Source organism: Rhodococcus sp. AB351, assembly GCF_049538275.1.
Classification (GTDB): Bacteria; Actinomycetota; Actinomycetes; order Mycobacteriales; family Mycobacteriaceae; genus Rhodococcus.
The window spans coordinates 949,243-973,404 of the sequence record NZ_JBMVFW010000001.1 but is presented as its reverse complement, the minus strand read 5'-3'; the positions used below and the strand labels follow the sequence as shown (position 1 = coordinate 973,404).

General features: G+C 67.8%; 23 protein-coding genes, 1 pseudogene and 2 riboswitches. Of the genes and pseudogenes, 12 read left to right on the top strand and 12 right to left on the bottom strand.

The window, feature by feature from the left end:
* Positions 1-7: 7 nt before the first annotated feature.
* Both ACPCXD_RS04435 and ACPCXD_RS04430 read right to left on the bottom strand, forming a co-directional pair.
* Positions 8-790: an amino acid ABC transporter ATP-binding protein gene (locus ACPCXD_RS04435; protein WP_423658869.1), complete on the bottom strand. Its 783-nt coding sequence runs from the start codon at positions 788-790 to the stop codon at positions 8-10.
* Positions 791-802: 12 nt separating this feature from the next.
* Positions 803-1,759: pseudogene (locus ACPCXD_RS04430) on the bottom strand (amino acid ABC transporter permease); the annotation flags it as partial.
* 229 nt (positions 1,760-1,988) lie between these two features.
* A riboswitch (SAM riboswitch) is annotated at positions 1,989-2,081 on the bottom strand.
* Positions 2,082-2,231: 150 nt separating this feature from the next.
* On the opposite strand from ACPCXD_RS04430, the gene ACPCXD_RS04425 reads away from it, so the two are divergent.
* The 6 genes from ACPCXD_RS04425 to ACPCXD_RS04400 all read left to right on the top strand — a co-directional run bounded on the left by ACPCXD_RS04425 (position 2,232) and on the right by ACPCXD_RS04400 (position 7,435).
* Entirely contained in the window at positions 2,232-3,005 is a 774-nt protein-coding gene (locus ACPCXD_RS04425; protein WP_423658587.1) for a sulfite exporter TauE/SafE family protein, read from the top strand.
* A gap of 150 nt (positions 3,006-3,155) precedes the next feature.
* Complete coding sequence (locus tag ACPCXD_RS04420; protein ID WP_064062683.1) at positions 3,156-3,719, top strand: alternate-type signal peptide domain-containing protein; 564 nt, start codon at positions 3,156-3,158, stop codon at positions 3,717-3,719.
* Positions 3,720-3,771: 52 nt separating this feature from the next.
* Positions 3,772-4,269, top strand: coding sequence for a hypothetical protein (locus ACPCXD_RS04415; protein WP_423658585.1), 498 nt, complete (start codon positions 3,772-3,774; stop codon positions 4,267-4,269).
* Entirely contained in the window at positions 4,266-4,856 is a 591-nt protein-coding gene (locus ACPCXD_RS04410) for a signal peptidase I (protein WP_160876773.1), read from the top strand. Before ACPCXD_RS04415 ends, ACPCXD_RS04410 begins: the two co-directional genes overlap by 4 nt.
* Positions 4,843-5,475, top strand: a complete 633-nt coding sequence (locus ACPCXD_RS04405; protein ID WP_129977593.1) for a SipW-dependent-type signal peptide-containing protein — start codon at positions 4,843-4,845, stop codon at positions 5,473-5,475. Before ACPCXD_RS04410 ends, ACPCXD_RS04405 begins: the two co-directional genes overlap by 14 nt.
* Positions 5,476-5,482: 7 nt before the next feature.
* The gene (locus ACPCXD_RS04400; RefSeq protein WP_423658583.1) at positions 5,483-7,435 is read left to right on the top strand and encodes a signal peptidase I; all 1,953 of its coding nucleotides are present in this window, start codon (positions 5,483-5,485) and stop codon (positions 7,433-7,435) included.
* Positions 7,436-7,445: 10 nt separating this feature from the next.
* Here ACPCXD_RS04400 and ACPCXD_RS04395 read toward each other — a convergent pair whose 3' ends face one another.
* The 7 genes from ACPCXD_RS04395 to ACPCXD_RS04365 form a co-directional block, all read right to left on the bottom strand.
* On the bottom strand, positions 7,446-8,792 hold the full coding sequence (locus ACPCXD_RS04395) for a bifunctional adenosylcobinamide kinase/adenosylcobinamide-phosphate guanylyltransferase (RefSeq protein WP_423658581.1): 1,347 nt from the start codon (positions 8,790-8,792) through the stop codon (positions 7,446-7,448).
* Positions 8,792-9,604, bottom strand: coding sequence for an ABC transporter ATP-binding protein (locus tag ACPCXD_RS04390; protein ID WP_145692382.1), 813 nt, complete (start codon positions 9,602-9,604; stop codon positions 8,792-8,794). Before ACPCXD_RS04390 ends, ACPCXD_RS04395 begins: the two co-directional genes overlap by 1 nt.
* Entirely contained in the window at positions 9,601-10,563 is a 963-nt protein-coding gene (locus tag ACPCXD_RS04385; RefSeq protein ID WP_230823337.1) for a FecCD family ABC transporter permease, read from the bottom strand. The genes ACPCXD_RS04390 and ACPCXD_RS04385 overlap by 4 nt, the downstream gene beginning before the upstream one ends.
* A gap of 107 nt (positions 10,564-10,670) precedes the next feature.
* Positions 10,671-11,576: an ABC transporter substrate-binding protein gene (locus tag ACPCXD_RS04380; protein WP_423658579.1), complete on the bottom strand. Its 906-nt coding sequence runs from the start codon at positions 11,574-11,576 to the stop codon at positions 10,671-10,673.
* An 85-nt stretch (positions 11,577-11,661) separates the two neighbouring features.
* Positions 11,662-11,805, bottom strand: a riboswitch (cobalamin riboswitch).
* An 8-nt stretch (positions 11,806-11,813) separates the two neighbouring features.
* Positions 11,814-13,037 (bottom strand): O-succinylhomoserine sulfhydrylase, encoded by a 1,224-nt coding sequence (locus ACPCXD_RS04375; protein ID WP_088899401.1) that lies wholly within the window; start codon positions 13,035-13,037, stop codon positions 11,814-11,816.
* Positions 13,034-13,444, bottom strand: a complete 411-nt coding sequence (locus ACPCXD_RS04370) for a rhodanese-like domain-containing protein (protein WP_172415055.1) — start codon at positions 13,442-13,444, stop codon at positions 13,034-13,036. The genes ACPCXD_RS04375 and ACPCXD_RS04370 overlap by 4 nt, the downstream gene beginning before the upstream one ends.
* A 70-nt stretch (positions 13,445-13,514) precedes the next feature.
* Positions 13,515-13,961 (bottom strand): Rv0361 family membrane protein, encoded by a 447-nt coding sequence (locus ACPCXD_RS04365; RefSeq protein WP_006552930.1) that lies wholly within the window; start codon positions 13,959-13,961, stop codon positions 13,515-13,517.
* A gap of 292 nt (positions 13,962-14,253) precedes the next feature.
* Here ACPCXD_RS04365 and ACPCXD_RS04360 point away from each other — a divergent pair, with 292 nt between their 5' ends.
* Entirely contained in the window at positions 14,254-15,651 is a 1,398-nt protein-coding gene (locus tag ACPCXD_RS04360; RefSeq protein ID WP_230823263.1) for an FAD-dependent oxidoreductase, read from the top strand.
* Positions 15,652-15,723: 72 nt separating this feature from the next.
* Here the strand turns inward: ACPCXD_RS04360 and ACPCXD_RS04355 are convergent, their stop codons facing one another.
* The gene (locus ACPCXD_RS04355; RefSeq protein ID WP_088899378.1) at positions 15,724-16,206 is read right to left on the bottom strand and encodes a DUF456 domain-containing protein; all 483 of its coding nucleotides are present in this window, start codon (positions 16,204-16,206) and stop codon (positions 15,724-15,726) included.
* A gap of 107 nt (positions 16,207-16,313) precedes the next feature.
* Here ACPCXD_RS04355 and ACPCXD_RS04350 point away from each other — a divergent pair, with 107 nt between their 5' ends.
* Positions 16,314-19,100: a vitamin B12-dependent ribonucleotide reductase gene (locus ACPCXD_RS04350; RefSeq protein WP_423658575.1), complete on the top strand. Its 2,787-nt coding sequence runs from the start codon at positions 16,314-16,316 to the stop codon at positions 19,098-19,100.
* Positions 19,101-19,123: 23 nt separating this feature from the next.
* Entirely contained in the window at positions 19,124-19,552 is a 429-nt protein-coding gene (locus ACPCXD_RS04345; protein WP_145692380.1) for a hypothetical protein, read from the top strand.
* Positions 19,553-19,559: 7 nt separating this feature from the next.
* Here ACPCXD_RS04345 and ACPCXD_RS04340 read toward each other — a convergent pair whose 3' ends face one another.
* Positions 19,560-19,940, bottom strand: a complete 381-nt coding sequence (locus tag ACPCXD_RS04340; protein ID WP_088899375.1) for a VOC family protein — start codon at positions 19,938-19,940, stop codon at positions 19,560-19,562.
* 92 nt (positions 19,941-20,032) lie between these two features.
* On the opposite strand from ACPCXD_RS04340, the gene ACPCXD_RS04335 reads away from it, so the two are divergent.
* From ACPCXD_RS04335 to ACPCXD_RS04325, 3 genes are all read left to right on the top strand, one after another.
* Complete coding sequence (locus ACPCXD_RS04335) at positions 20,033-20,410, top strand: nuclear transport factor 2 family protein (RefSeq protein WP_016691542.1); 378 nt, start codon at positions 20,033-20,035, stop codon at positions 20,408-20,410.
* 91 nt (positions 20,411-20,501) lie between these two features.
* Positions 20,502-21,599 carry a CoA transferase gene (locus tag ACPCXD_RS04330; protein WP_160876781.1) on the top strand — a complete coding sequence of 366 codons (1,098 nt, stop codon included), beginning with the start codon at positions 20,502-20,504 and terminating at the stop codon, positions 21,597-21,599.
* A gap of 114 nt (positions 21,600-21,713) precedes the next feature.
* On the top strand, positions 21,714-22,661 hold the full coding sequence (locus ACPCXD_RS04325; RefSeq protein ID WP_423658571.1) for an alpha/beta fold hydrolase: 948 nt from the start codon (positions 21,714-21,716) through the stop codon (positions 22,659-22,661).
* A gap of 9 nt (positions 22,662-22,670) precedes the next feature.
* On the opposite strand, the gene yczR is transcribed toward ACPCXD_RS04325, so the two are convergent.
* The gene (gene yczR, locus ACPCXD_RS04320) at positions 22,671-24,122 is read right to left on the bottom strand and encodes a MocR-like transcription factor YczR (protein WP_423658569.1); all 1,452 of its coding nucleotides are present in this window, start codon (positions 24,120-24,122) and stop codon (positions 22,671-22,673) included.
* Between the last annotated feature and the right edge of the window lie 40 nt (positions 24,123-24,162).

Below are 24,162 nucleotides of genomic sequence, written 5' to 3'. Positions count from 1 at the left end.
GGGGGAATCAGAGAACGCGAGACAGGAACGACGCGGTGCGTTCCTGCTGCGGGTTGTCGAGGACCACGTGGGGTGGTCCCTGTTCGACGATGACGCCGCCGTCCATGAAGACGACGGTGTCGGCGACCTCACGGGCGAAACCGATCTCGTGCGTGACGATCACGAGGGTCGCGCCGTCGCCGGCGAGGTCGCGGATGACGGCGAGAACCTCGCCGACGAGTTCGGGGTCGAGAGCCGAGGTGGGTTCGTCGAAGAGGATCACGGCGGGTCGCAGGGCCAGGGCCCGCGCGATCGCGACGCGCTGCTGTTGGCCGCCGGACAACTGTTTCGGATAGTCGTGCAGTTTGTCGCCCACACCGACACGGTCGAGCAGGGCGCGAGCCTCGGCCTCGACCTCCGCCCGGTCGCGCCCCTGCGCCGATACCGGCGCCTCGACGACGTTCTCGAGTGCGGTCAGGTGCGGGAACAGGTTGAAGTTCTGGAAGACGAAGCCGATGCGGGAGCGCTGGCGGAGGATGTCGCGGGCACGCAACTCGTGCAGCTTGTTTCCGCGCCGTTTGTAGCCGATGAGTTCACCGTCGATGCGGACGGTGCCGCGGTCGACCTTCTCGAGGTGGTTGAGGGTGCGCAGGAGGGTGGATTTCCCGGAGCCGGACGGTCCGAGGATCACGGTGACCGTGCCCTTGCGCAGCTGCAGGTCGATGCCTTTGAGAACTTCGAGTGCGCCGAGCGACTTGTGGACTCCGCGCACGTCGACGACGTGGTCGACGTCGTCCCGGGTGGCGGTCACTTCGTCGCTCCTTCGGGGTGCACCGATGCCGCTGTCGCGAATCTCGCGGTATTTCGCGACCACGCGCTGCCACGGGGTGAGCGGCAGTGCGCGTGCCGAACCGCGGGCGTAGTGCCGTTCGACGTAGTACTGCCCGATCGACAGGATCGTGGTGAGGATGATGTACCAGACGGTCGCGACCATGAGCATCGGAACGACGCGTCCGGTGCGACCGAAGATCACCTGTACCTGGTAGAAGAGTTCGGCGATGGCCATGGTGGAGACGATCGAGGTGCCCTTGAACAGGCTGATCACCTCGTTGGCGGCGTTCGGAAGGATCGCCCGCATGGCCTGCGGGAGAACGATCTTCATGAACTGCCGGTAACGCGGGATGCCGAGCGCGTTGGCGGCCTCGATCTGACCGTGGTCGACGGAGATGATGCCGGCGCGGATGATCTCGGCGGAGTAGGCCGCCTGGTGGAGCGCCAGACCGATGACGGCGGCTGTGAATCCCGAGATCACCCCGGCCACACCGAACTCGAAGAAGGCAGGCCCGAAGGGGATGCCGATCGACAGCGTCTTGTACAGGTACGCGATGTTGAACCAGAACAGTAGCTGGACGATGAGCGGGATCGATCGGAACGCCCAGATGTACGTCCACGAGACCACTTGCAGAACAGGATTGTTCGACAACCGGCCGACCGCGAGGAGCACACCGAGAGCGAAGCCGAGGACCGTGCCCCACAGTGTCAGTTCGATCGTCATCCACAGTGCGGACAGCACGGACGACGCGGTGAAGTACTGCGCGAAGGTCGCCCAGTCCCAGCCGGGGTTGGTGACCAGGCCGTGCACGAACTGGGCGACGAGGATCAGCACGGCAGCGCTGATCACCCAGCGCCACGGATGCCGTTTCCGGGCGACGGCCAGGTCCTCGTCGTCGGTGCGGTCGGCCGGGGCGTCGGGGATGCGGAGATCGGTGGACGTGCTCACGGCGACGTCCTGGGGGCGGGAGCCATCGGGATGGGCCTTTCGGGAATGCGGGGGTGCGGGGGTGCAGACGTGGGTCCCGGCCCGTCCCCCTGCGGACGGGCCGGGACCCACGCGGCGAAGGACGACGGGCGGTCTACGTCAGCGACGACACCGGTGCGAAGTACCGCGGCACAGGTCGATGTGCAGGCGGCACCACGAGGCGCGCTCGGTCCAGCGGGTCATGCTCGTTCCTCCATCGATCCCGGCGGTAGCACCCGCACCCGCGCACGGGGGGTTGCTGCGACGTCGTGGAGCCAGGTCTCTCGGTCGCTCTGGATGGTCGCTGCTCAACCTACGGAGTGCGGCGCGTCGTGGACAGGCTTTCTCTCACCGTGGCGGAAATACCGTCCCTCGTCGAGACCGATGTAGATGTCGACGTGGTGCCCCGACATCGACAACAAGGCCGGTTTCGGCACGCCGTAGACTCGCCTCGGTGACCCCGCTCGAACTTTTCCTCGTCGCATTGGCCGGGCTCGGCGCCGGAGCGATCAACTCCCTCGTCGGATCCGGCACCCTCATCACCTTCCCGACGCTCGTCGCGTTCGGTGTACCCCCGGTGACCGCGACGATGTCCAACGCGATCGGTCTGGTCGCCGGGGGCGTATCGGGCACCTGGGGCTATCGGCGCGAGCTGCGTGGGCAGTGGGAGCGGTTGCGATGGCAGATCCCGGCGTCGTTCTGCGGGGCACTGGTCGGAGCATGGCTTCTGCTCCACCTACCGGAGAGCGTCTTCGAGACGGTCGTGCCGATCCTGCTCGTCCTGGCACTCACGCTCGTCGTGCTGCAACCGAAGATCCAGTCCTGGGTGGCGCGCAGAACGGGTGGCGACGCCGACGCCCGTCTCGGACCGATACGGATGACGCTGCTCGTCGTCGGCACCTTCGCCGTCGGCATCTACGGCGGCTACTTCACAGCAGCGCAGGGCATTCTGCTGATGGGTCTGTTCGGCGCGTTGCTGCACGATCACATCCAGCGGCAGAACGCCGCGAAGAACCTGCTGTCGCTGGTCGTGAACGTCGTGGCCGCCTGTGCGTACATCCTGGTGGCGTTCGACCGGATCGATTGGACCGTGGCCGCACTGATCGCCGTGGGTTCCTTGATCGGCGGTCACCTCGGTTCCCACTACGGTCGGCGCCTGTCGCCGGTCGCGTTGCGGATCGTCATCGTCGTCGTCGGCCTGATCGGGCTGTACCGGCTGTTGTTCTGACCCGGTCATTTCTTCCCGACGGTAACGAAATCGTCTCCTATCGCCCCAGGGGCAACACCCGTCACAGAAATACCAGATGGTTGGTATGGAGTCGATCACAACGGGTACCTGACGAAGGTCGGGAGCACGACCTTCGAGGGGAGCAATCGTATGAAGAAACAGACCAAAGGGGCCATCGCCGCAGGGGCCGGAGCCATCCTGCTCCTGGGCGGGCTGGGCAGTCTCGCGTTCTGGAACGATCAGACCGACGGTGACGCCGGTACCATCACATCCGGTCAGCTGACGCTCGGGGAGTGCGCCGGCGGCGGCACGTGGACCGATGTCGGCAATGGTGGAGCGACGATCGGCGACATTTCATCGTTCCGAATCGTCCCGGGCGACACGGTGCGCTACACCTGCGCCTCCACACTCACCGCTCAGGGCGACAATCTGGAAGCCACACTCACCGCGAATCTGGATGGCGTCACGGGAAATACCGACTTGCGAAACGCCCTGATCACCACCATCGACGGCGAGTACGCCGGCCAGTCGTTCACCGGTGGAGCCGACGGTGTTCAGGTCGTGGCAAACGGCGGTGCGCCTCAGGATATTTCGGTCGACATCACCATCACGTTCGATCCGGCCACATCGGGGACGACCGGACAGAACGAGACCGTCGATCTCGGCAATCTGAGCCTGAATCTGCAGCAGAACACGAACCCCGCTCCCGCGTGAGGACATGAAGCGGAGATGGGCCTGGATCGCCGCAGTCGCGTCGGTTCTGCTCGTGACCCTCTGGTCCACACAGCAGACCGGCGCACTGTGGCGCGACAGCACACAACTCAGGGGCGGCACGATCATCTCGGGGAGCCTGACCATCATGGCCCAGGGCTCCCAGGACTACACATGGACGAACTTCGGCGGTACCAACCTGGCGCAGGGATCCGTGGTGCAACAGCCGTTGACGGTCAGCATTCGGGGTGACGCCCACGCACGTTACCGATTGCAAGCGGTACGTCAGAGCTCGACCCGGCTGCCGATCGCGGTGACAGCGTGGATCGTCGGTTCCACCGACGCATGCCCGACGTCATCCGGTGCAGCAGTGGCTACACCGACGTCGACGATCGGCGGTCCTTGGACGGCCTTTCCGGCTCCAGGGGAAGGGCGGTCGGCCGCTCCGGGCACCACGGAGGTGTGGTGTCTCCGGGCGACCGTCGGAGCCGCGGCAGAACAAGGCAGGTCGACCACCCTTGCGCTCGAATTTCGAGTGGAGCAACAGATATGACCGAATCCCGGGAAGAAGACGACCGGACAGGGCCGCTCTGGTGGATGGGCTCGATGCTCACCTGGGCCCTGCTGTTCGCCATGCTCACCCTGCTGGCAGTCACCATCCTGATCCCGGCCGTGGCCGGCGGCGAACGCTTCACCGTGCTCACCGGATCGATGGACCCCACCTACCCACCCGGCACCCTCATCGTCGTCGAACCCGTCGAACCCGACGAACTCGCGATCGGAATGCCCGTGACGTACCAGTTGCGTTCGGGGGATCCCACTGTGGTGACGCATCGGATCATCGCGTCCGCCCAATCCGCGAAGGGGCGACGCACGTACATCACCCAGGGCGACGCCAACACTGTGCCCGACGAGAAACCGGTTCTCTACGAACAGATTCGGGGACGCGTCTGGTATTCGATCCCCTACCTGGGCTACGTGAACAACTGGCTGACGGGGCAACAGCGTTCGTGGACCGTCGGGATCATCGCGATCGCACTGTTCGGCTACGCCACCGTGCTGTTCACCAGCGGTATCCGGGATGGCAGACGTGAGCGGGACGCAGCACGAACCGGCGGAGGCAACGATGCGCGGCGATGAAGTCCTCGATCACCTTCGCAAGTACCTACGAAAAGCGCCTTCATTCTTCACCGTCCGGGTGCGCGCACTACTGTCGCTCGGAACGGTCCTCGCGCTCGGCGCGGTGGGAACCTTCGCCGCGTGGGCGAATTCGGCGGTAGCGACGGGGACGTTCAGCACCGGCACGGTCGATCTGCGAGCGAACGACGTGAAGTCCTATACGTTCTCCGACCTGACCTCGTCCTCCATGATGCCGGGCGAGAGTCGAGCGGCGAGTCTGCAGGTGCAGAACACACGCTCGACGATGGACGTCACGTACACGGTGAATGTCGCGACACCCGCCGGAAGTCCGGCCCTCGCGAACAACCTGCAACTCCGGGTCTTCAGCAACGGAACCCCGTCGAACCTCACTGCCGGCGGTCTCCGCAAGGGAACATGCACGGGAACACAGATCGGACAGACGAACCTGATCGCGGGAGGCGCTGCGCCGATCGTCACTTCTGCTCGCCCCTTGGCGGCCACGACCGGTAGGGAGACACTGTGCATGGTCGTCACGTTGCCCACGTCGACGCCGCTCCCCACACAGAACCAGAGCGTGTCCGCCCTCGTGTTCACCTTCACGGCGCAGACGACGGTGTGAGGCGACAATGACCGAACACGCACACCAGGCACGGCCCCCACGCAGAGGGCGGGACACCCTCCTGACGATCGGTGCAGTACTCGGCAGCCTGTGCATTCTCGTCGCGGCGGTATCGGCCCTGTTCGGCCTGACGCCGTTGATCTTCCGCTCGGGTTCCATGGCACCCGCGATTCCTTCGGGCTCCCTCGCGATAGCGCACACCGTCCCCGCAGCCGACCTTCGGTCCGGTGACGTGGTGAGTGTGATCAACGATCAAGGCAGTCGCATCACCCATCGGATCGTGGAAGTCCAGTCGTTCGCCGGAAACACGGCCCTCCTCCGGCTGCAAGGAGATGCGAATCCGGAACCCGATCCCCGCAGTTACGGAGTGAGCTCGGCCGAACGGGTGCTCTTCCATGTCGACGGCCTCGGCTACCTTGCCGCCTGGCTCCGGACCGTTCCCGGCCTCGTCGTGCTGGCGATACTCGCCGCCGCCCTCATCCGGATCGCGGTGCGTCCCGACGGATCGCCCCTCCGGAACGCCCAGGCCCCCGTGACTCCTCTGGCAGTCCTCGTCGTCGTGTCTGCGGTCGGCCTCTCACACACGCCGGGGACCGATGCGGCCTTCGTCGACAACGCGACCGCGCGAAGCGGAGCGTTCGCCTCGAAGAGCGAGTACGTACCCCGAATTGCAGGAACGGTCGGCTGCAACAGCAAACTCATTCTCGACCAACCCGATCCTGTCACGTTGAACTGGACGCATCTGGGGTCGCCCTATCAATACCGGATCATTCTGCGAGATCTGGACGGTCGTGTCTGGCGGACCGTCGACATCACCGACATCACCGCCGCGACGGGCGGCACCATCTCGTACGACCTGTACGGCACAGGTCTTCCTCGCCGCAGCCTCATCTGGCAGTACAACGCGGAAATACACACGATGTTGCCGGGAGGCACGGTGTCGGCAGCATGGAGGGGCCGCCTCGTCTCCCAACCCGTGTCCTTGATCAGCCACAACCAGGACCTCAACTGCAGCCCGAGCGGGGAACGTGACGGGACCCCGGCGTATGTGGCACCCCCGGCTTCCGTCGCATGCTCCACGACCGGCACAGGAAGTGCCACCGCAGCGACATTGACGTGGCCCCACGTCGGCACGGGTGTGACTTACCAGGTCACCGTTCGCAATCCGTCGGACGGAAATTTCGCTTACGTCACCACGGTGACCACCACCCCGACAGCCGCGGGGCAACCGGTGACCGCCAGGATCGCCCGGACCAACCTCGACACCGCTCTCATCACCGCGAATACCGCTGACGCCGAGATCCGCTCGATCCACGGAGATTCGTATTCCACAGGTTTCGTCGCGTACAGGCTCGACACGACGTCGACGACGGGCGTCACCTGCTCGGCGGCACCAGCGACAGGAGCACGCTCACTGCCGCAATCCTCTGCTTCCACCACCACGACGTCGACGACGTCCTCCCCGACCGCAAGTCCGGGGACATCGACCTCCCTCGGTCCGACGACCACCGAGGGGAGTCCCAGCACGTCCGGGTCACCGTCTGCACCGACAGAAACGGAAATTGTCTCCGCGCTCCGCTCACCGTCCGGCCTGTACTCCGCTCGGCTCGTCCGATCCGAGGCCGGAACGTACGCCGTCATCACTGCTGCGACGGGCAGCGAGGAGTACCGCACCGGCGCCTCGGAGGGTGATGTACTGGCCTGGGCCGCCGAGACGGACGAGCTACGCATCACCGGAAGTTCGGGGGAATGGGTGATCAGTAGGGCTTCGGGTTCGTGGGTGAGGAGCGCGGTGGTCGATCCGCTCCCGGCTCCCCCGCCTGCTCCTGCTCCTGAACCTGCACCGACCGGCGAGCCTGCTCCTTCACCGGTCCCCGAGGAGACGCCGCCCGAACCTGCGCCGACCCCGAGCGACGATGCTCCTGTGGGCGAGCCGGCCGACGACGAATCGGAAGGCTGATGCTTCGAAATCAATTCCGCTTCAACGGAACAGGAATTCCTGCCACCACGAGAGTCGCTGCTTCACTGGCCTCCGCGACCCGCGCATTGAGCCGGCCCAGCATGTCGCGGAACAATCGGCCCGAAGAGGTCGCGGGCACCACTCCGCTACCGACCTCGTTGCTCACGGCGACCACCGGCACCGCACATTTCCGCCACGCCGCGATCAACTCGTCCACATCGGAGTGGACAGGGTCGAGGTCACCGCCCTCCCAGACACCGTGGATATCGAGCCGTGCCGTCAACCACGTTCCGAGACAATCGATCAGCAGCGGTTCCGTAGCGGTGCACAGCACCTCGGCGACATCGACCGTCTCCACCGTCGACCATGAACCGGGACGTCTTTCCCGGTGCAGTGCAACACGTTCCGCCCACTCCGCGTCACCCTCTCGTGTCCCGCCGGTGGCGACGTAGGTGACGGACGGGCAGGACGCGAGCAACTCCTCGGCGTGCCGCGACTTGCCCGACCGCACTCCCCCGAGAACCAGCGTCCGATGCGGCACGACCGGAGTCCCTTCACCCACGTGGACCACCTCACCATCACGACCGGGACGAGCATCCACCTGCTGCAGACGTTTCCGAAGTATGTCGGCGGGTGGATTGTGGTGGCCCAGATGCACTGCGACCACATCGGTGTCCGGAGTGACGGCACCGGCACCGCGCAGGCCGTCCACCAGGGTGCCGAATTCCGGAAGGCCGAGGTGACCCTCGGACAGTTCGGAGCGGTCGCCGAAGGTCTCCTCGAGGAAGACCGCGTCGAACCGGGCGTCGCGCACGGCCTCGAACCACTCGGCGGGCCACATCCCGGTGTCGCAGGCCCACAGCAACCGCGACCCGCCGGGGCCCGACAGGTCGTACAGCACCGCATCGCCGTCGCGGAACACCTTGTGCCGTGCGGGAAGAACGCGCACCGAGTAGTCGCCGACGGTGAGCGAGTCCCCCGCCTCGACCGGCACGAAGCGCACCGGGTCGTCGGGAGCCACCCAGGGCCTGCAGGTGTCGAGCGCGTCGGCGGGACCGATCACGTCGAGCTCGACACCGGCAGCGACCCACGATCGGAACAACAGCGCCTGCGGGCCCAGATGGTCGGCATGGGCGTGCGTCAGGAGAATGTGCCGCACCTTCGCCAGCGACCTGCCGTGCCGCACGGCCGCGTGGGGCGCCTCGGGACCGCAGTCGAGCATCAGTACGTCGTCGACGAGTGCCGCGGTCTGCCCGCGGACCTCACCACGACGCACGGCGTCTGCGCAGGATGCACACGTGCAGAACGGATTCGGCCACCCGTCCGCCGCGCCGGTTCCCAGGAGCACGACCTCCATCAGCAGTCCTTCGTGCTGTCGCGGAGCGGGAGGACGGCGCGACCCGCCGGGCGGTCGAGGATCTCGACGCGGGCGCCGTAGACCTGCGCGATGCGGTCGGCGGTGAGGACGTCGTCGGGCGCTCCGTCGGCGACGACGTGTCCGTGATCGAGGAGCACGAGTCGTTCCCCGTACTGCGCGGCGGAGGTCAGATCGTGCATCGCGGCGATGACGGTGAGGTCGCCTTCGGTCCGCATCGAGTCGACGAGCTCGAGTACCTGCTGCTGGTGCCCGATGTCGAGTGCGCTGGTGGGTTCGTCGAGGAGCAGCACCCGCGGTTGCTGGGCGAGAGCGCGCGCGAGCACGACGCGCTGCAGCTCACCGCCGGACAGTTCGGTCGCGAGGCGTGGGGCGAACGCTTCGAGTTCGAGTCGTTCGACGACGCGGTCCACCACCTCGCGGTCGTGCGCGGTCTCGGAGCCGAAGCGTGGAATGTGCGGGGTGCGGCCGAGGTGGATCAGTTCCCGGACGGTCACGCCTTCCGGCACCACCGGTCGCTGCGGCATCAGTGCGACCGCGCGTGCCATGTCCCGACGTCCGGCGCGCCCGGGCGCCACGTCGGCGACCTGCAGATGACCGGTGGCCGGCACGAGACCGGCGAGGACGTGGAGAAGAGTGGTCTTGCCCGAACCGTTGGGTCCGACCAGCGACACCCACGATCCCGCGGTGACGTTCAGGTCGACCCCGTGCAGCACCTCGACACCACCGCGTTCGGCACTGAGCTGCCGGCACGAGACCGTCATGGTCGGGGTGGTGAGAACATCGCTTTTCATCGGACACCTCGGCTCCGTCTGAGCACGACGAGGAAGAAGGGCGCCCCGATCGCCGCGGTGACGACACCGATCGGCAGTTCGGCGGGCGACATGACGGTGCGGGCCAGGACGTCCGCGAGGACCAGGAAGGACGCACCCACCAGCAGCGACAGCGGCAACAGGAGGCGGTGACCCGGTCCGACGAGCAGCCGGACCGCGTGGGGAACGACGATGCCGACGAACCCGATGAGTCCGCTGGCCGAGACCACCGCGGCCGTCCCGAGGGTCGCGACGCACACGAGCAGCAGCCGCACGCGCGCCGGGTTGATTCCGAGGCTCGCGGCTTCGACGTCGCCGACCGCCATGACATCGAGTGTGCGCCGATGCAGCGCGATGATCGCGACGGTGACGACGACGTACGGCAGGACCACGACGACGTCGGACCAGCCGTCGGTGGACAGGCGGCCGAGCATCCACGAGTACACCTGCCGCAGCGTGTCGTCGTGCAGCTGCATGAAGAAGGTCTGGATCGCGTTGGCGAAGGCCGCGACGGCGACACCGGCGAGGATGATGACGACTTCCGAGCGGCTGCCGCCGACGGTACGGCCGAGCGAGTACGTCGCGCCGACGGCGAGCAGTCCCCCGGCGAAAGCCGCAATCGGGACACCGGCGAACCCGGCGGCGCCGCCCACGACGATGGCGAGGGTGGCACCGAGACCGGCGCCGCTGGAGACCCCGAGCAGATAGGGGTCGGCGAGCGGATTGCGGAAGACCCCCTGGTAGGCGGCACCGGCGATGGCCAGCATCGCCCCCACCAGCACCCCGAGCACGACGCGCGGCATCCGGATGTTCCACAGGATCGCCTGCTGACGCGTGCTCAGCCCGGAGTCCACGTCGACGAACGGCAGGCGGTCGGCGATGTCGAGCAGCACCCCGCCCGGGGTGAGGCCGGCGGGCCCGACGAGGATCCCGACCAGCATCGCGGCGAACAGGACGAGCACCGCGCCGGTCAGTACGAGCACGTTGCGCGGCACCACCCGCGCACCACCGGGTGGCAGTGCGCGGGTGTTGCCTCGCGACAGGGAGATCAAGGCGTGGGCTGGACCGCGGGGATGGCACCGACGATCCGGGCGACCTCACGCATCAGGTCCACGACGCGCGGCCCCCAGCGACTGGCGATGTCCTCGTCGAGGACGTAGACACGGCCGTCCCGGACGGCGGTGAGCTCACCCCACCCGGCACGCTCCGCGACGACCTCGGGTGTGACGCCGCAGCACTGCCCGTCGGCCAGGAAGATCACGTCGGGGTTCTGTTCGAGGACGTACTCGGCGGACAGTTGCGGGTAGCCGTTGCCGCCGGTCGCGATCGAGGTCAGACCCAGCATCGAGAAGATCTCGCCGATGTAGGTGTCGTCGGTGACGGAGTAGAAGGTGTTGTCGAGCTCGTGGTAGTAGGTCAGCGGGGTCTCCCGTTCGGGGAGGCCGGCGAGGATCTCGTCGATGTCCGTCTTCATCTGCGCGACGAGCTCGGCAGCGTCGCCGACGTGTCCGGTGACGGCTCCCAGCTGCTCGATCTGGGCGTAGGTGTCGTCCAGGTTCTCGGCGGCGGGAAGGATCAGCGTTTCGACACCGGCCTGTTCGAGCCCCGCGACGAGATCGGCGGTGTCGGCGTTGGCGACGACGAGATCGGGTTCGTAACCGAGGATCGCCTCGACGTTGGGGGTGTACCCCGACAGGTCGGTGACGGGTGCGTCGGCCGGGTAGTCGGACCGGTCGTCGACCGCGACGACCTGATCCCCGGCACCGACGGCGTAGAGCATCTCCGTGCTGGTGGGGCTCAGCGACACGATGGCCTGCGGGACGTCCGCGGAGGTGGTGTCGGTGTCACCGGACGGTGACGAATCGTCGCTGCTCGAGCACCCTGCGGCGAGAAGCGCGAAGGCGGTCAGTCCGGCGGCGAGCAGCCGTAGGTGATTGTCGAGGGGCACAGCCATCCTCCGTTGTTCGGAGGACGAAAACAGTACGGCTGCAACGGTGCGGTTGCGGCACGTCACCGTCCTTCGTCCGAGGACCAGTACGTACGGACCCTCCGCGCCGGCTGACCTGGCTCACCCGGAAGTCGGGCTCACAGTTGCGGGACAGCGCCGGATTCTCACCGGCTTCACCGAAAACGCTGCGGGTGCCCTACCGGATCGGCAGGACACCCGCAGCGTAGCTCACGGCGTCCCAGGTCAGGACAGCGCCTGCTGGAGATCCTCGAGCAGGTCCTCGGGATCCTCGAGGCCCACGGACAGTCGCACCACACCGTCGGACAGACCGATCGCGGCCCGGCCCTCCGGTCCCATCGCCCGGTGGGTGGTGGTCGCCGGGTGGGTGATGAGCGACTTGGAGTCGCCGAGATTGTTCGAGATATCGACGATGCGCAGCTTGTTCAGCAGCTCGAAGGCACGCTTCTTGCCCTCGCCCTCGGGGGCGTCGAGCTCGAACGTGATGATCGTGCCGCCGCCGCTCATCTGCGACTTCGCGAGTTCGTACTGGGGGTGCGATTCGAGGTACGGGTACTTGACCCAGCGCACGGCATCCTGCGTTTCGAGGAACTGCGCGATGCGCAGCGCCGAATCGACGGAGGCGCGCAGCCGCACCGGCATGGTCTCGAGGCCCTTGAGCAGCGTCCACGCGTTGAACGGGCTCAGCGACGGCCCGGTGTGGCGGATGAGCTGCTGCACGGGCCCGTCGATGTAGTCCTTGGGACCGAGGATCGCTCCGCCGAGCACGCGGCCTTGGCCGTCGATGTGCTTGGTGCCCGAGTAGACGACGATGTCGGCACCGAGATCGATGCTGCGCTGCAGCAGCGGGGTGGCGAAGACGTTGTCCAGCACCACCTTCGCGCCTGCCGCGTGCGCCATCTCCGAGACGCGTCGCACGTCGACGAGGGTCTGCATCGGGTTCGACGGGGTCTCGAAGAAGACCGCCGTGGTGGGCACCGACAGCGCCTTCTCCCACTGGTCGAGGTCCTCACCGTCGACGAACACCGTCTCGACGCCCCAGCGGGGCAGGATCTCGTTGCACACGACGAAGCACGAACCGAAGAGGCTGCGTGCCGCGACGAGACGGTCGCCCTTGCCGAGCAGCGCCGCGAGCGCGGTGAACACCGCGGACATGCCGGACGCGGTGGCGTAGGCACCCTCGGCACCGTCGAGCAGGCGCAGGCGCTCCTCGAACATCTTCACCGTGGGGTTGCCGTAGCGGGAGTAGACGAAGTGGTCGACGTCGCCGGTGAAGGCGGCTTCGGCGGCCTCGGCCGACTCGTAGACGAACCCGGAGTTGAGGTAGAGCGCCTCGGAGGTCTCCTCGAAGCCGGATCGGAGCAGGCCGCCGCGCACGCCGAGCGTGGCGGGGCGAACGGTGTCGGGCAGCGCCTTGTCGAACGCGCCGCCCTGGGGGATGGAACTCACGACTGCCTCCACGGCAGGCCCGCGGCCCGCCAGCCCTCGGCACCGCGATGGCCTTCGCCGTCGAGAGCGCCTTCGAATCCTTCGAGAACGTTGTAGGCGGGGGTCAGGCCCGCAGCGGTGGCGGCCGTGGCCGCTCCGATGGAGCGCTGCCCCGAGCGACACAGGAAGATCACCGGTCCGCCGCCGATACCCGCTGCCCTCAGGTCCTCGACGAAGCTCGGGTTGGGGGCGCCGTCGGGGTAACGAACCCACTCGACGAACACGGTCCGGCGACCGAGCGACGAGGTCTCGGGGACCCCGACGTATTTCCACTCGGCTTCGGTACGCACATCGACGAGCACGGCATCCGGATCACCTTGCAGCAGGTCCCATGCCTGCTGCGGCGTTATATCACCTGCGTAGCTCACCCGGACATGTTTTCACAGGTCGGGCTGTGACGTACACGCGGGCACCGCGTCGTATACGCACGGCGACGCGTCAGAACCGGCAGATCCGCCACACGTCGTCGATGCGGACGACCTGCCACGTCTCGGTTTGCGTCTCCCCGTCGAGGCCGGTCCGGACGTCGACGGTGGCCCGATCGCCGTCCACGGCAATGTTCTGCGTGGCCTGCAGCTCCACCCGTCCCTCGACGTCCGCGAGCGGCGCTTCTTCGGCGGGCAGATCGCTGCAGCGCAGCCGGTCGAGGATCGGTCCGTCGTTCTCGTTGTGCGCGGAGACGTAGTCGGTGACGGCACGACGGACCATCTCGTCCTCGGTGAGGTCGTCGCCCGCCGGGGAGAAGAGCTGTGCACCGAAGACGACGAGGACGAGAACCACCAGGACGGCGAGGGCTCCGAGGAAAGGCCCTATGCTGCTACTGGTGGGACCGTCGGGATCCGGGCCGGGATCGGGTTCGGGTTCGGGGGCTCCGCGCTTGGCCATGCGCCCGATCCTAATGGGCGCGAGGTCGCGGCTCGTCACGGCCGCATTTGCCCTAAAAACCCTCTCGAGGTAGGAATTGTGGCATGGCCACCACGCAGCTCGTTCGACGCCTCGCCGTCGACCTGTGTCGTATGGGTGCCCACATGTGTTGTCGCTGAAGCGATTCGCTCGACGGCTCGATTCATCCTCCTTCGCCGTCATCCCCGCGCGACCTGCGCCGAGCCCACTGAGGGCAGCCTTAATTTAAGCTGGATATGTCCGTCCGCACACCGAAGAGGTAGTTGATCCCCTGATGACCGATCAGACTCGTCCCCTTCGCGTCGCGATCGTCGGTGCCGGCCCTGCCGGTATCTACGCCGCCGACGCACTCATGAAGTCCGACACTGCGCAGGATCCCGGGGTCAGCATCGACCTGTTCGAGCGCATGCCGGCGCCGTTCGGTCTGATCCGCTACGGTGTCGCGCCCGACCACCCGCGCATCAAGGGCATCATCACCGCCCTGCACAAGGTGCTCGACAAGCCGCAGATCCGCCTGCTCGGCAATCTCGACTACGGCAGCGACTTCACCCTCGACGACCTGCAGCGTTTCTACGATGCGGTGATCTTCTCGACCGGCGCGAACGCGGACCGCGCGCTGAACATCCCCGGCATCGACCTCGACGGCAGCTACGGCGCCGCCGACTTCGTGTCCTGGTACGACGGGCACCCCGACGTGCCGCGCACCTGGCCGCTCGAGGCGGAGAAGGTCGCCGTCCTCGGTGTCGGCAACGTCGCGCTCGACGTCGCCCGCGTGCTCGCCAAGACCGGCGACGAGCTGCTGCCGACGGAGATCCCGCCGAACGTCTACGAGGGCCTGAAGAACAACAAGGCCGTCGAGGTGCACGTCTTCGGGCGCCGCGGTCCGGCGCAGGCCAAGTTCACCCCGCTCGAGCTGCGCGAACTCGACCACTCCCCGACCATCGAGGTCATCGTCGACCCGGAGGACATCGACTACGACGAGGGCTCCGAGCAGGCGCGGCGTAACTCCAAGCAGGTCGACATGGTCGCCAACACCCTGCAGGACTGGGCGATCCGCGATGTGGGCAACCGCCCGCACAAGCTGTTCCTGCACTTCTTCGAGTCTCCGCACGAGATCCTCGGTGAGGACGGCAAGGTCGTCGGTCTGCGCACCGAGCGCACCGAGCTCGACGGCACCGGCAACGTGCGCGGCACCGGCAAGTTCCGTGACTGGGAGGTCCAGGCGGTCTACCGCGCGGTCGGTTACCTGTCGCAGAACATCGCGAAGCTGCCCTTCGACGAGCAGGCCGGCACCGTGCCGAACGAGGCCGGGCGGGTGCTCGCCGACGAGAGCGCCGAGGGTCACGACCGGTTCATGCCGCACACCTACGTCACCGGCTGGATCAAGCGCGGCCCCGTGGGCCTGATCGGTCACACCAAGGGCGATGCGAACGAGACCGTCGCGAACCTGCTCGAGGACCGGGCCGCCGGTCGTCTGAACACCCCCGAGGATCCGTCCGAGGACGCGATCGTGAAGTTCCTCGAGGACAAGCAGCTGCCGTACACCACCTGGCAGGGCTGGTACCGCCTCGATGCGCACGAGCGCAGCCTCGGTGAGGCCGAGGGCCGCGAGCGCGTGAAGGTCGTCGAGCGCGAGGACATGTTCCGCGCGAGCGAGCCGCACAAGGCGTGACAGCAGCCTGAACTGCACGAACGACGAGGGACCCATCCGCACGGATGGGTCCCTCTCGCTTTCCGGGTGCGCTCAGGTGAACAGGACGGCGCCCAGCCACACCGAGGCCGCGACGAGTCCGCCGAACAGTTCGACGAGGATCGACAACGCCACGGCCTTGGTCGCCGCGACCGTCGAGACCCACGCATCACGGTGGGTGCGGTGCCGTTGCACCTCCGACAGGTACATGCCGAGCAGGAAGCCCAGGAACAGACCGACGACGGGGATCACGAAGAACCCGACGATGCCGAGCAGACCGGCAAGGATCAGCGACCGGTTCGGCACCCCGGCCTGCTGAAGCCGCTTGCCGGGCCAGGTGTACTTCACGATGCCGGTGACCAGCAGCGCCACCGTCGCCACGCCCAGCACGACCCACGCGGTGGTGCCTCCCGTGAGGAACGCCCACACGGCGATCGCACCGAAGATCAGCAGGACGCCGGGCAGGATCGGCAGCACGATCCCGAGCAGGCCGACGAGGATCGCCAGCCCGACGAGCAGTTCGCCGCCGGCACTCACGGCGCCACCGGGCGGGCCGAGCGGGCGGAAGACAGCGGAGTACCGGGACGCGGTGGCAGCATGGTGGGACTATATGTGCCACCGGTCCACGCCCCCGGGAGGACGCGATGAGCAGTACCAGGCCTCACAGCAGCCCGAAGAGTGCATCGGACGCCGCTTCCGCCGCGGTGCGCGGCGACGTCCGGTACTTCACGACGCCCGGTGTCGATCCCGCCGAGGCGGTGGAGTGGCAGCGACGCGACGCGCGGATCGTCCATCACGGCACCGGACGTGTCGTCTTCGAGCAGACGGACGTGGAGTTCCCTGCCTTCTGGTCGCAGAACGCCACCGACATCGTCACGCAGAAGTACTTCCGCGGGCAGCTCGGGCATCCCGATCGTGAGCACTCGCTGCGCGACGTGATCGCCCGCATCGTCGACACGATCACGGCGTGGGGGCACACCGACGGCCATCTCGACGATCCGGAGGCGTTCGCCGCCGAGTTGACTTATCTGCTGATCCACCAGCGGGCCTCGTTCAACAGTCCCGTCTGGTTCAACATCGGGGTGCCGAACACTCCGCAGCAGGCCAGCGCGTGTTTCATCCTGTCGGTCGACGACAGCATCGACTCGATCCTCGAGTGGTACCGGCAGGAAGCGGTGATCTTCAAGGGCGGGTCGGGTGCCGGGGTGAACCTCTCCCGGATCCGCTCGTCGGCCGAACCGCTGACCGGTGGCGGAAGCGCATCGGGTCCGGTCAGCTTCATGCGCGGCGCCGACGCCTCGGCCGGCACCATCAAGTCCGGCGGCAAGACCCGGCGGGCCGCGAAGATGGTGATCCTCGACGTCGACCATCCCGACATCGAGGAGTTCGTCGACTGCAAGGCGATCGAGGAACGCAAGGCGCGGGTGCTCGCCGAGGCCGGTTTCGACATGGGTCTCGACGGCACCGACATCCATTCGGTGCAGTACCAGAACGCGAACAACTCGGTGCGCGTGACCGACGAGTTCATGCACGCGGTGGTGGCCGACGCCGAGTGGCCGCTGCGTACCGTGACGACCGGCGAGACGGTCCGGACGGTCCGCGCACGAGAGTTGTTGCAGCGCATCGCCGCCGCCACCTGGGAGTGCGCCGACCCGGGCATCCAGTACGACACGACGATCAATGCCTGGCACACCGCCTCGGCGACCGGCCGGATCAACGCGTCGAATCCCTGCTCGGAGTACATGCATCTCGACGATTCGGCGTGCAACCTCGCGAGCCTGAATCTGCTCACCTTCCTGCGCGAGGACGGCACCTTCGATGTCGACGGTTTCCGTCACGCCGTGGCGGTGATGCTCACCGCGCAGGAGATCCTCGTCGGCCGCGCCGACTACCCCACCGAGCGGATCGGTGAGACGTCGCGGCGGTTCCGGCAGCTCGGGATCGGTTACGCCAATCTCGGTGCGCTGCTCATGGCTTCGGGTCTGCCCTACGACAGCGAGGCCGGACGCGCGACGGCTGCGGCGATCACCGCCCTGATGACCGGGCACGCCTACGCCGTGTCGGCGGACATGGCACGGCGCCTCGGCCCCTTCGAAGGGTTCGACGAGAACCGCGCGCCGATGCTCGACGTGTTGGGCAAGCACCGTGGTGCGCTCGACGACATCGACTCCGACCTCGCGCCGGCCGACGTGCTCGATGCGGCGCGACAGGCATGGGATCGCGCAGTGGCCGACGGCACCGCCCACGGTGTGCGCAACAGCCAGGTCAGTGTGCTCGCACCGACCGGCACGATCGGGCTCGCGATGGACTGCGACACCACCGGGATCGAACCGGATCTGGCGTTGGTGAAGACCAAGAAGCTCGTCGGCGGCGGTAGCCTCACGATCGTCAATCGCAGTGTGCCGCGTGCACTGTCGCGTCTGGGTTACGGCCCGTCGGAGGTCGCCGACATCGTGGCGCACCTCGATCTGCACCACGACCTCGCCGGTGCGCCGCACGTGCGCGACGAACACGCGCCGGTGTTCGCGACCTCGATGGGCGACAACGTCATCTCGCCGCGTGGCCACGTCGCGATGATGGCGGCAGTGCAGCCCTTCCTGTCGGGTGCGATCTCCAAGACGGTGAACCTGCCCGAGTCCGCGACCGTTGACGACATCGCCGACATGTACGTCGACGCGTGGCGCCTGGGAGTGAAGGCGCTCGCGATCTACCGTGACAACTGCAAACTGGGACAACCGTTGTCGACGTCGTCGCGTCCTGCCGTCGCAGACGCGGCGACCCCCTCCGCGGCGCCTCGTCGTGAGCGACTCCCGCGCACCCGCAACTCGCGGACGTTCGAGTTCCGGGTGGCCGACTGCAAGGGCTTCTTCACGATCGGCGAGTACGACGACGGGCGTCCCGGCGAGATGTTCCTGCGCGTGTCCAAGCAGGGCTCGACATTGGCCGGCATCATGGATGCCTTCTCGATGTCGGTCAGTTACGGTCTGCAGTACGGGGTTCCGCTGCGCACCTTCGTCCGGGCCTTCACGAGTACGCGTTTCGAACCGGCCGGGATCACCGACGATCCGGATCTGCGGATCGCCACGTCGATCCTCGACTACATCTTCCGGCGACTGGCGGTCGACTATCTCGAACCCGACGAACGAGCGGAGCTGGGCGTCCTCACCGTCGCCGAGCGTTCGGTGCCCGACACCCCGACGCTCACGCCGTACACGAGCACGCCGCCGGTGCGCGAGCCCGATCCGCCGGCGACAACGCCTCACAGCACACTCGGCACGAGCAGCGCGAGCACGTCCTCCCCGGGTGGGCTCGCCGCGCCGTCACCGTCGAATCCGGACGCGCCGTACTGCATGCAGTGCGGGGTGAAGATGCAGCGGGCCGGGTCGTGCCACGCGTGTCCGTCCTGTGGGAACACCAGCGGCTGCAGCTGAGGTGATGCGTCCATACTGGCGCGATGGTCCTGGGAGTCGACACCGAACTGACACTGACGGCCGCGGGTGCGGTCTTCCTCCTCGCGCTCGGTCTCGGCGTGTGGAAGTACCGGCAGATGGCCACGTCCGACGACCATCTCGCGCACCCGTACGTCGACATCGCCCACCGGTCGGCGCTGATGTACTCCTTCGCGACGCTGCTGGTCGCGGTGTTCGTCGAGCTCAGCGCGTGGCCCACCGCCGTGAACCTCGCGGCGGCCGCGGTGATCGTGGTGTTCTTCGTCGGTGCGATCGCGAGCTATGTCGTGCACGGCGCGCTGCGCGACACCACGAACCAGTTCGCGCATCCGGTGCGCGGGACGGGTCCGGCGATGGCCGCGCTGATCGTCGGTGAGATGGGTGGCTTCGCGGTGCTGTTCGCCGGCTTCCTGTGGGGTGCCTTCGCGAGCTGAGGCCGCGTCAGGTGCGGTGTTCGAGCAACGACAGGACGTTGCCGTGCGGGTCGCGGAACCACGCGACCCGCATGCCGTCGGGCGCGGTCCACGCGTCGTGGTCGTCCTGGTCCATGCCGTTGTAGCGGATGAACTCCACGCCGTGCTCGCGCAGTCGTTCGACGGTGCCGTCCAGATCGGATACCCGCCAGCCCAGCACGGTGTAGCCGGTCTCCTCGCGCGACTGCACGAGGGTCACCCGGACCGGTGCTCCGTCGCCTCCGTCGAGGACGAGCGCGAACGGGTCGCGGGAGAGCTTCCGGAAGCGCAGGGTGTCGACGTAGAACATCTCCGAGACGTCGAGGTCGGTGCTCGGGATGAAGCTCACGAGTTGGCCGGTGATCGTCATACATCCACTGTGCGCCGGAGCGCCCGAGCGCGACAGTGGATTCGGCGGATTCACGCCCCCACCTCCGCGATCCGGCGACTAGGCTCTCGATCATGAGCACCTCGGAGATCGCCACGGTCCTGGCCTGGCACGACGCCGTGAACAGCAACGACATCGACACGCTCGTGCAGTTGTCGAGCGACGACATCGTGCTGCCCACCCCCGACGACGATCCCGACCAAGGACTCGACGAGCTGCGCGAGTGGGCGACGACGGCGGGCGTCACATTGCAGCCGGGCCGCCTGTTCGTCCACCGGGGCATCGTGGTGGTCGAGGAGACGGCGACCTGGGCGTCCGATCCGGGTCCTCGCGAGGAGGCGATCGCCTTCCGGGTGGTCGACGACCAGGTGGTCACCGTCGTGCGGCACACCGATCTCGCGGAGGCCTTCGAGGCGACCGGGCTGAGCGAGGCGGACCTGTACGAGGAGTGATCCGCTCCGCGTGACCGGAACCATATTCTGAACGCTCGCTAAGGTACTCTCCGTTGCGACAGTCCCTACGTATCGGAGTGAGGTTCGTCGAGTGTCCGCTGAAGCTGTTGCGAAGAAGGGTCCGCTCGCGGGTGTCCGCGTCGTCGAGTTCAAGGGTCTCGGTCCCGGCCCGCACGCCGCGACCCTGCTCGCCGATCTCGGCGCCGATGTCGTCATCGTGCAGCGCCCCGGCGAGATCCCGCAGGAGGGACAGCGCGATCCGATTCAGCGCAACCGTCGCATCGTCGAGGCAAACCTCAAGGATCCCGCCGACATCGAGAAGGTCCTGACCCTGCTCGAGCGCGCCGACGTCCTCATCGAGGGCTTCCGTCCCGGCGTCACCGAACGGCTCGGCCTCGGACCGGACGTGGTCCTCGAGCGCAACCCGCGCATCGTCTACGGCCGCATGACCGGTTGGGGCCAGGAGGGCCCGCTCGCCAACGCCGCCGGTCACGACATCAACTACATCTCCCTCACCGGCGTCCTGCACGCCATCGGCCGCCAGGGCGAGCGTCCGGTGCCGCCGCTGAACATGGTCGGCGACTTCGGTGGCGGTTCGATGTTCCTCGTGTTCGGCATCCTCTCCGCCCTCGTCGAGCGTCAGACCTCCGGCAAGGGCCAGGTCGTGGACGCGGCGATGGTCGACGGCGCCCTCGCGCTGTCGCACATGATGTGGGCGTTCCGCGGTCGCGGCGCGTGGTCGGACGAGCGCGGCGTCAACATGCTCGACACCGGCGCACCGTTCTACGAGGTCTACGAGACCAAGGACGGCAAGTACATGGCCGTCGGTTCCATCGAGCCGCAGTTCTACGCGCTGCTGCTGCAGGGACTCGAGCTCGATCCGGCCGACCTGCCGCACCAGCTCGACACCTCCCGCTGGGCGGAGATGAAGAAGATCTTCACCGACAAGTTCCTGTCGAAGACCCGCGACGAGTGGACCGAGATCTTCCTCGGCACCGACGCCTGCGTCTCCCCGGTCCTCACCTGGGCCGAGGCGGAGAAGAACGAGCATCTCGTCGCACGCGGGTCGCTGATCGAGATCGACGGGGTCGTGCAGCACGCACCGGCGCCGCGCTTCTCCCGCACCCCCGCCGGCGAGCCGGTCGGTCCGGCGGCCGAGGCCACCGACATCGACACCCTCTGGGTCTGATCGTCCCGTTCGGGCCCGGGATCGTAACGGTGTTCTACCGATACGGTTCCGGGCCCGTCCCATCCGCGGGAAAGGCACCGATCGCGCCGGGATCGGTGTGCTATCAACACCGTCATGAGTGATGGGGTGGGAGCCGCGATCCATCGATCGACGGCCACGGCACGAGCACGAGTACGCACCGCGGTCCCGGGCCACGTCCCGGAGGTGCTCGGCGTCCGCAGCAAGGACGGCACCCGCATCCACACCGAGGCCTACGGGCCCGCCGACGCCCCGACGATCGTCCTCGCGCACGGCATCCTGTGCGAACTCGGCTTCTGGCGCAACCAGATTCGCGATCTGAGCGACGACTACCGGGTGGTCGCCTTCGATCACCGCGGTCACGGACGCAGCCAGGCCGCCCCCGCCCGGGCGTACACGATGGACCATCTCGCCGACGATCTCCACGCCGTGCTGGGCACGGCCGCACCCGACGGCCGACCCGTCGTGGTCGCCGGGCACTCCATGGGCGGCATCGCCGTGATGGCCTGGGCCGAGCGGTATCCGCGCGACATCGACGCACGGGTCTCGGCCGTCGGTCTGGTCAACACCACACCGGGCGAGATCTTCGACAACGTACAGTTCCTACGCGGACCGCAGAGTCTGACGAAGGTGCGACGCCGTGTCGCGCAGACCGTCGTTCCGCTGGCACGGATGCCGCTCCCCCAGCGGATGCCCTTGCGCAAGCACCTGCTCTCCCGCGTCGCCGTCGGGACGGGAGCGGCCGCGACGATCACCGCCGACGTCGACCGCATGCTCGGCCGCACCTCGGCACGCGGTCGCGGTGGCTACGGCCGGCTGCTGGTGAACATGATCGACACCGTCGATCCCTCCGCGATCACCGCACCCACGCTGGTGATCGCGGGCAGCCACGACCGGATCTCACCGCCGGGCCGGTCCGAGTGGATCGCCGAGCGCCTGCCGAACCTGCTCGAACTGCGCACCTTCGACAGCGGGCACTGCGGTCCTCTGGAACGACCCCGCGAGGTATCGGCGGCGCTGCGCGAGCTGATCGAGATGCCCTGAGAGGCAGGGTCAGACGACGAGCCGCGCCTCGTCGGGCGTGCGCCCGGAGGCGACCTGATCGTAGGCGGCGGCCATCGCCTCGACGGCGTCGGCGAGGACCTCGACGTCCTGTGTGTACGGCAGGCGCACGAAGTGCTCGAACGCGCCCTGCACACCGAAACGCGGGCCGGCGGAGAGCAGCACACCGTGGGACGGCGCGGCCGCGGCCAGCGAGGTGGACACCGGCTCGGGCATGCGCGCCCACAGCGACATCCCGCCCTGACCCGGCGTGTACTCCCACTCGGGCAACCGCCGGTCCAGGGCGTCGCACAGCGCACCACGTCGTTCCCTCAACGCGGCGCGCCGCCGTTCGAGCAGTTCGTCGACGTCCGAGAGCAGATGCGCCGCCGCGAGCTGTTCCATGACGGGCGTGCCCAGGTCGACCGCGGTCCGTGCCCCGGCCAGCCGGACGATCGTGTCGCGGTCGGCGCGGATCCATCCCACCCGCAGGCCACCCCACAGCGACTTCGCCGTCGAGCCCACCGTCACCACCGACGCACCGGCGGGCACGGCTGCGACGGGAGGCGGCGGCGGTGCGTCGAGCCACAGATCGACCATCGACTCGTCGACGACGAGCGTCGTCCGCGTGTCGCGCATGATGCGGGCCAGTTCGATGCGGCCGTCCTCGTCGAGGCACAGGCCCGTGGGGTTGTGGAAGTCGGGGACGAGAAAGGCGGTGCGGGCTGCGGTCTGCCGGACGGCACTGGCGACACCGTCGAGATCCCAGCCGCCGTGCGGGCCGTTCTCCGGACGCACCGGAACCGGCACCGGGCGCGCGCCGTACCGGCGGATCGCTTCGAGCGCATTGGGATAGGTGGGGTGGTCGACGACCACCCGGTCGCCGGGATCGTCGAGCACACCGAGCAGCAGGCGCATCGCATGCTGCGCCCCGGAGGTCACCATGATCTGGTCCGGCGAGGTGGGCAGTCCACGCTCGCGGTAGCGACGGGCGATGACCTCGCGCAGCACCGACACCCCGATCGGTTCCATGCCGTGCGAGTCGAGATAGGTCGACATCGACCGCAGCGCCGCCGCATACGCCGCCTCGATCTCCGCGGCCGGCGCGGGCAGTGAGGCGTTGCTCAGATCGATCGCCGGGCCGATCGGCATCCGGGAGCCGGTGTTCTCGGAGCCCCGGCGAGCGGGCACGGCGACCGTGCTGCGGGCGCCCTGGCGGCTGCGCAGATAACCCTCTTCCCGCAGCGCTGCATAGGCGGACGCGACGGTGGTGCGGCTCACCGACAGCGCGGCGGCGAGTTCCCGCTCGCTGGGCAGGGCGACACCGAGCGGGACGCGACCGTCGTGCACGAGCAGACGGATGCTGTCCGCGAGCGCCCGGTAGGCAGATCTGGAACCACCCGAGTCCTGCCAGTTGCCGAGATCGCGGACGAGCGAGGACGCCCCTATCGCGCGTGTGATCACCGGTCCAGTATCACGCAACCGGCCCGGGCCCCGATCGGGC

Excerpts from the sequence above, each read along its gene's own strand:
- ACPCXD_RS04400 (WP_423658583.1), top strand. The coding sequence starts at position 5,483 with ATGACCGAACACGCACACCAGGCACGGCCCCCACGCAGAGGGCGGGAC.
- ACPCXD_RS04325 (WP_423658571.1), top strand. The coding sequence starts at position 21,714 with ATGAGTGATGGGGTGGGAGCCGCGATCCATCGATCGACGGCCACGGCA.
- ACPCXD_RS04395 (WP_423658581.1), bottom strand. The coding sequence starts at position 8,792 with ATGGAGGTCGTGCTCCTGGGAACCGGCGCGGCGGACGGGTGGCCGAAT.
- ACPCXD_RS04405 (WP_129977593.1), top strand. The coding sequence starts at position 4,843 with ATGCGCGGCGATGAAGTCCTCGATCACCTTCGCAAGTACCTACGAAAA.
- ACPCXD_RS04410 (WP_160876773.1), top strand. The coding sequence starts at position 4,266 with ATGACCGAATCCCGGGAAGAAGACGACCGGACAGGGCCGCTCTGGTGG.
- ACPCXD_RS04385 (WP_230823337.1), bottom strand. The coding sequence starts at position 10,563 with ATGCTGGTCGGGATCCTCGTCGGGCCCGCCGGCCTCACCCCGGGCGGG.
- ACPCXD_RS04345 (WP_145692380.1), top strand. The coding sequence starts at position 19,124 with ATGGTCCTGGGAGTCGACACCGAACTGACACTGACGGCCGCGGGTGCG.
- ACPCXD_RS04390 (WP_145692382.1), bottom strand. The coding sequence starts at position 9,604 with ATGAAAAGCGATGTTCTCACCACCCCGACCATGACGGTCTCGTGCCGG.
- ACPCXD_RS04380 (WP_423658579.1), bottom strand. The coding sequence starts at position 11,576 with ATGGCTGTGCCCCTCGACAATCACCTACGGCTGCTCGCCGCCGGACTG.
- ACPCXD_RS04350 (WP_423658575.1), top strand. The coding sequence starts at position 16,314 with ATGAGCAGTACCAGGCCTCACAGCAGCCCGAAGAGTGCATCGGACGCC.
- ACPCXD_RS04420 (WP_064062683.1), top strand. The coding sequence starts at position 3,156 with ATGAAGAAACAGACCAAAGGGGCCATCGCCGCAGGGGCCGGAGCCATC.
- ACPCXD_RS04360 (WP_230823263.1), top strand. The coding sequence starts at position 14,254 with ATGACCGATCAGACTCGTCCCCTTCGCGTCGCGATCGTCGGTGCCGGC.
- ACPCXD_RS04340 (WP_088899375.1), bottom strand. The coding sequence starts at position 19,940 with ATGACGATCACCGGCCAACTCGTGAGCTTCATCCCGAGCACCGACCTC.
- ACPCXD_RS04365 (WP_006552930.1), bottom strand. The coding sequence starts at position 13,961 with ATGGCCAAGCGCGGAGCCCCCGAACCCGAACCCGATCCCGGCCCGGAT.
- ACPCXD_RS04335 (WP_016691542.1), top strand. The coding sequence starts at position 20,033 with ATGAGCACCTCGGAGATCGCCACGGTCCTGGCCTGGCACGACGCCGTG.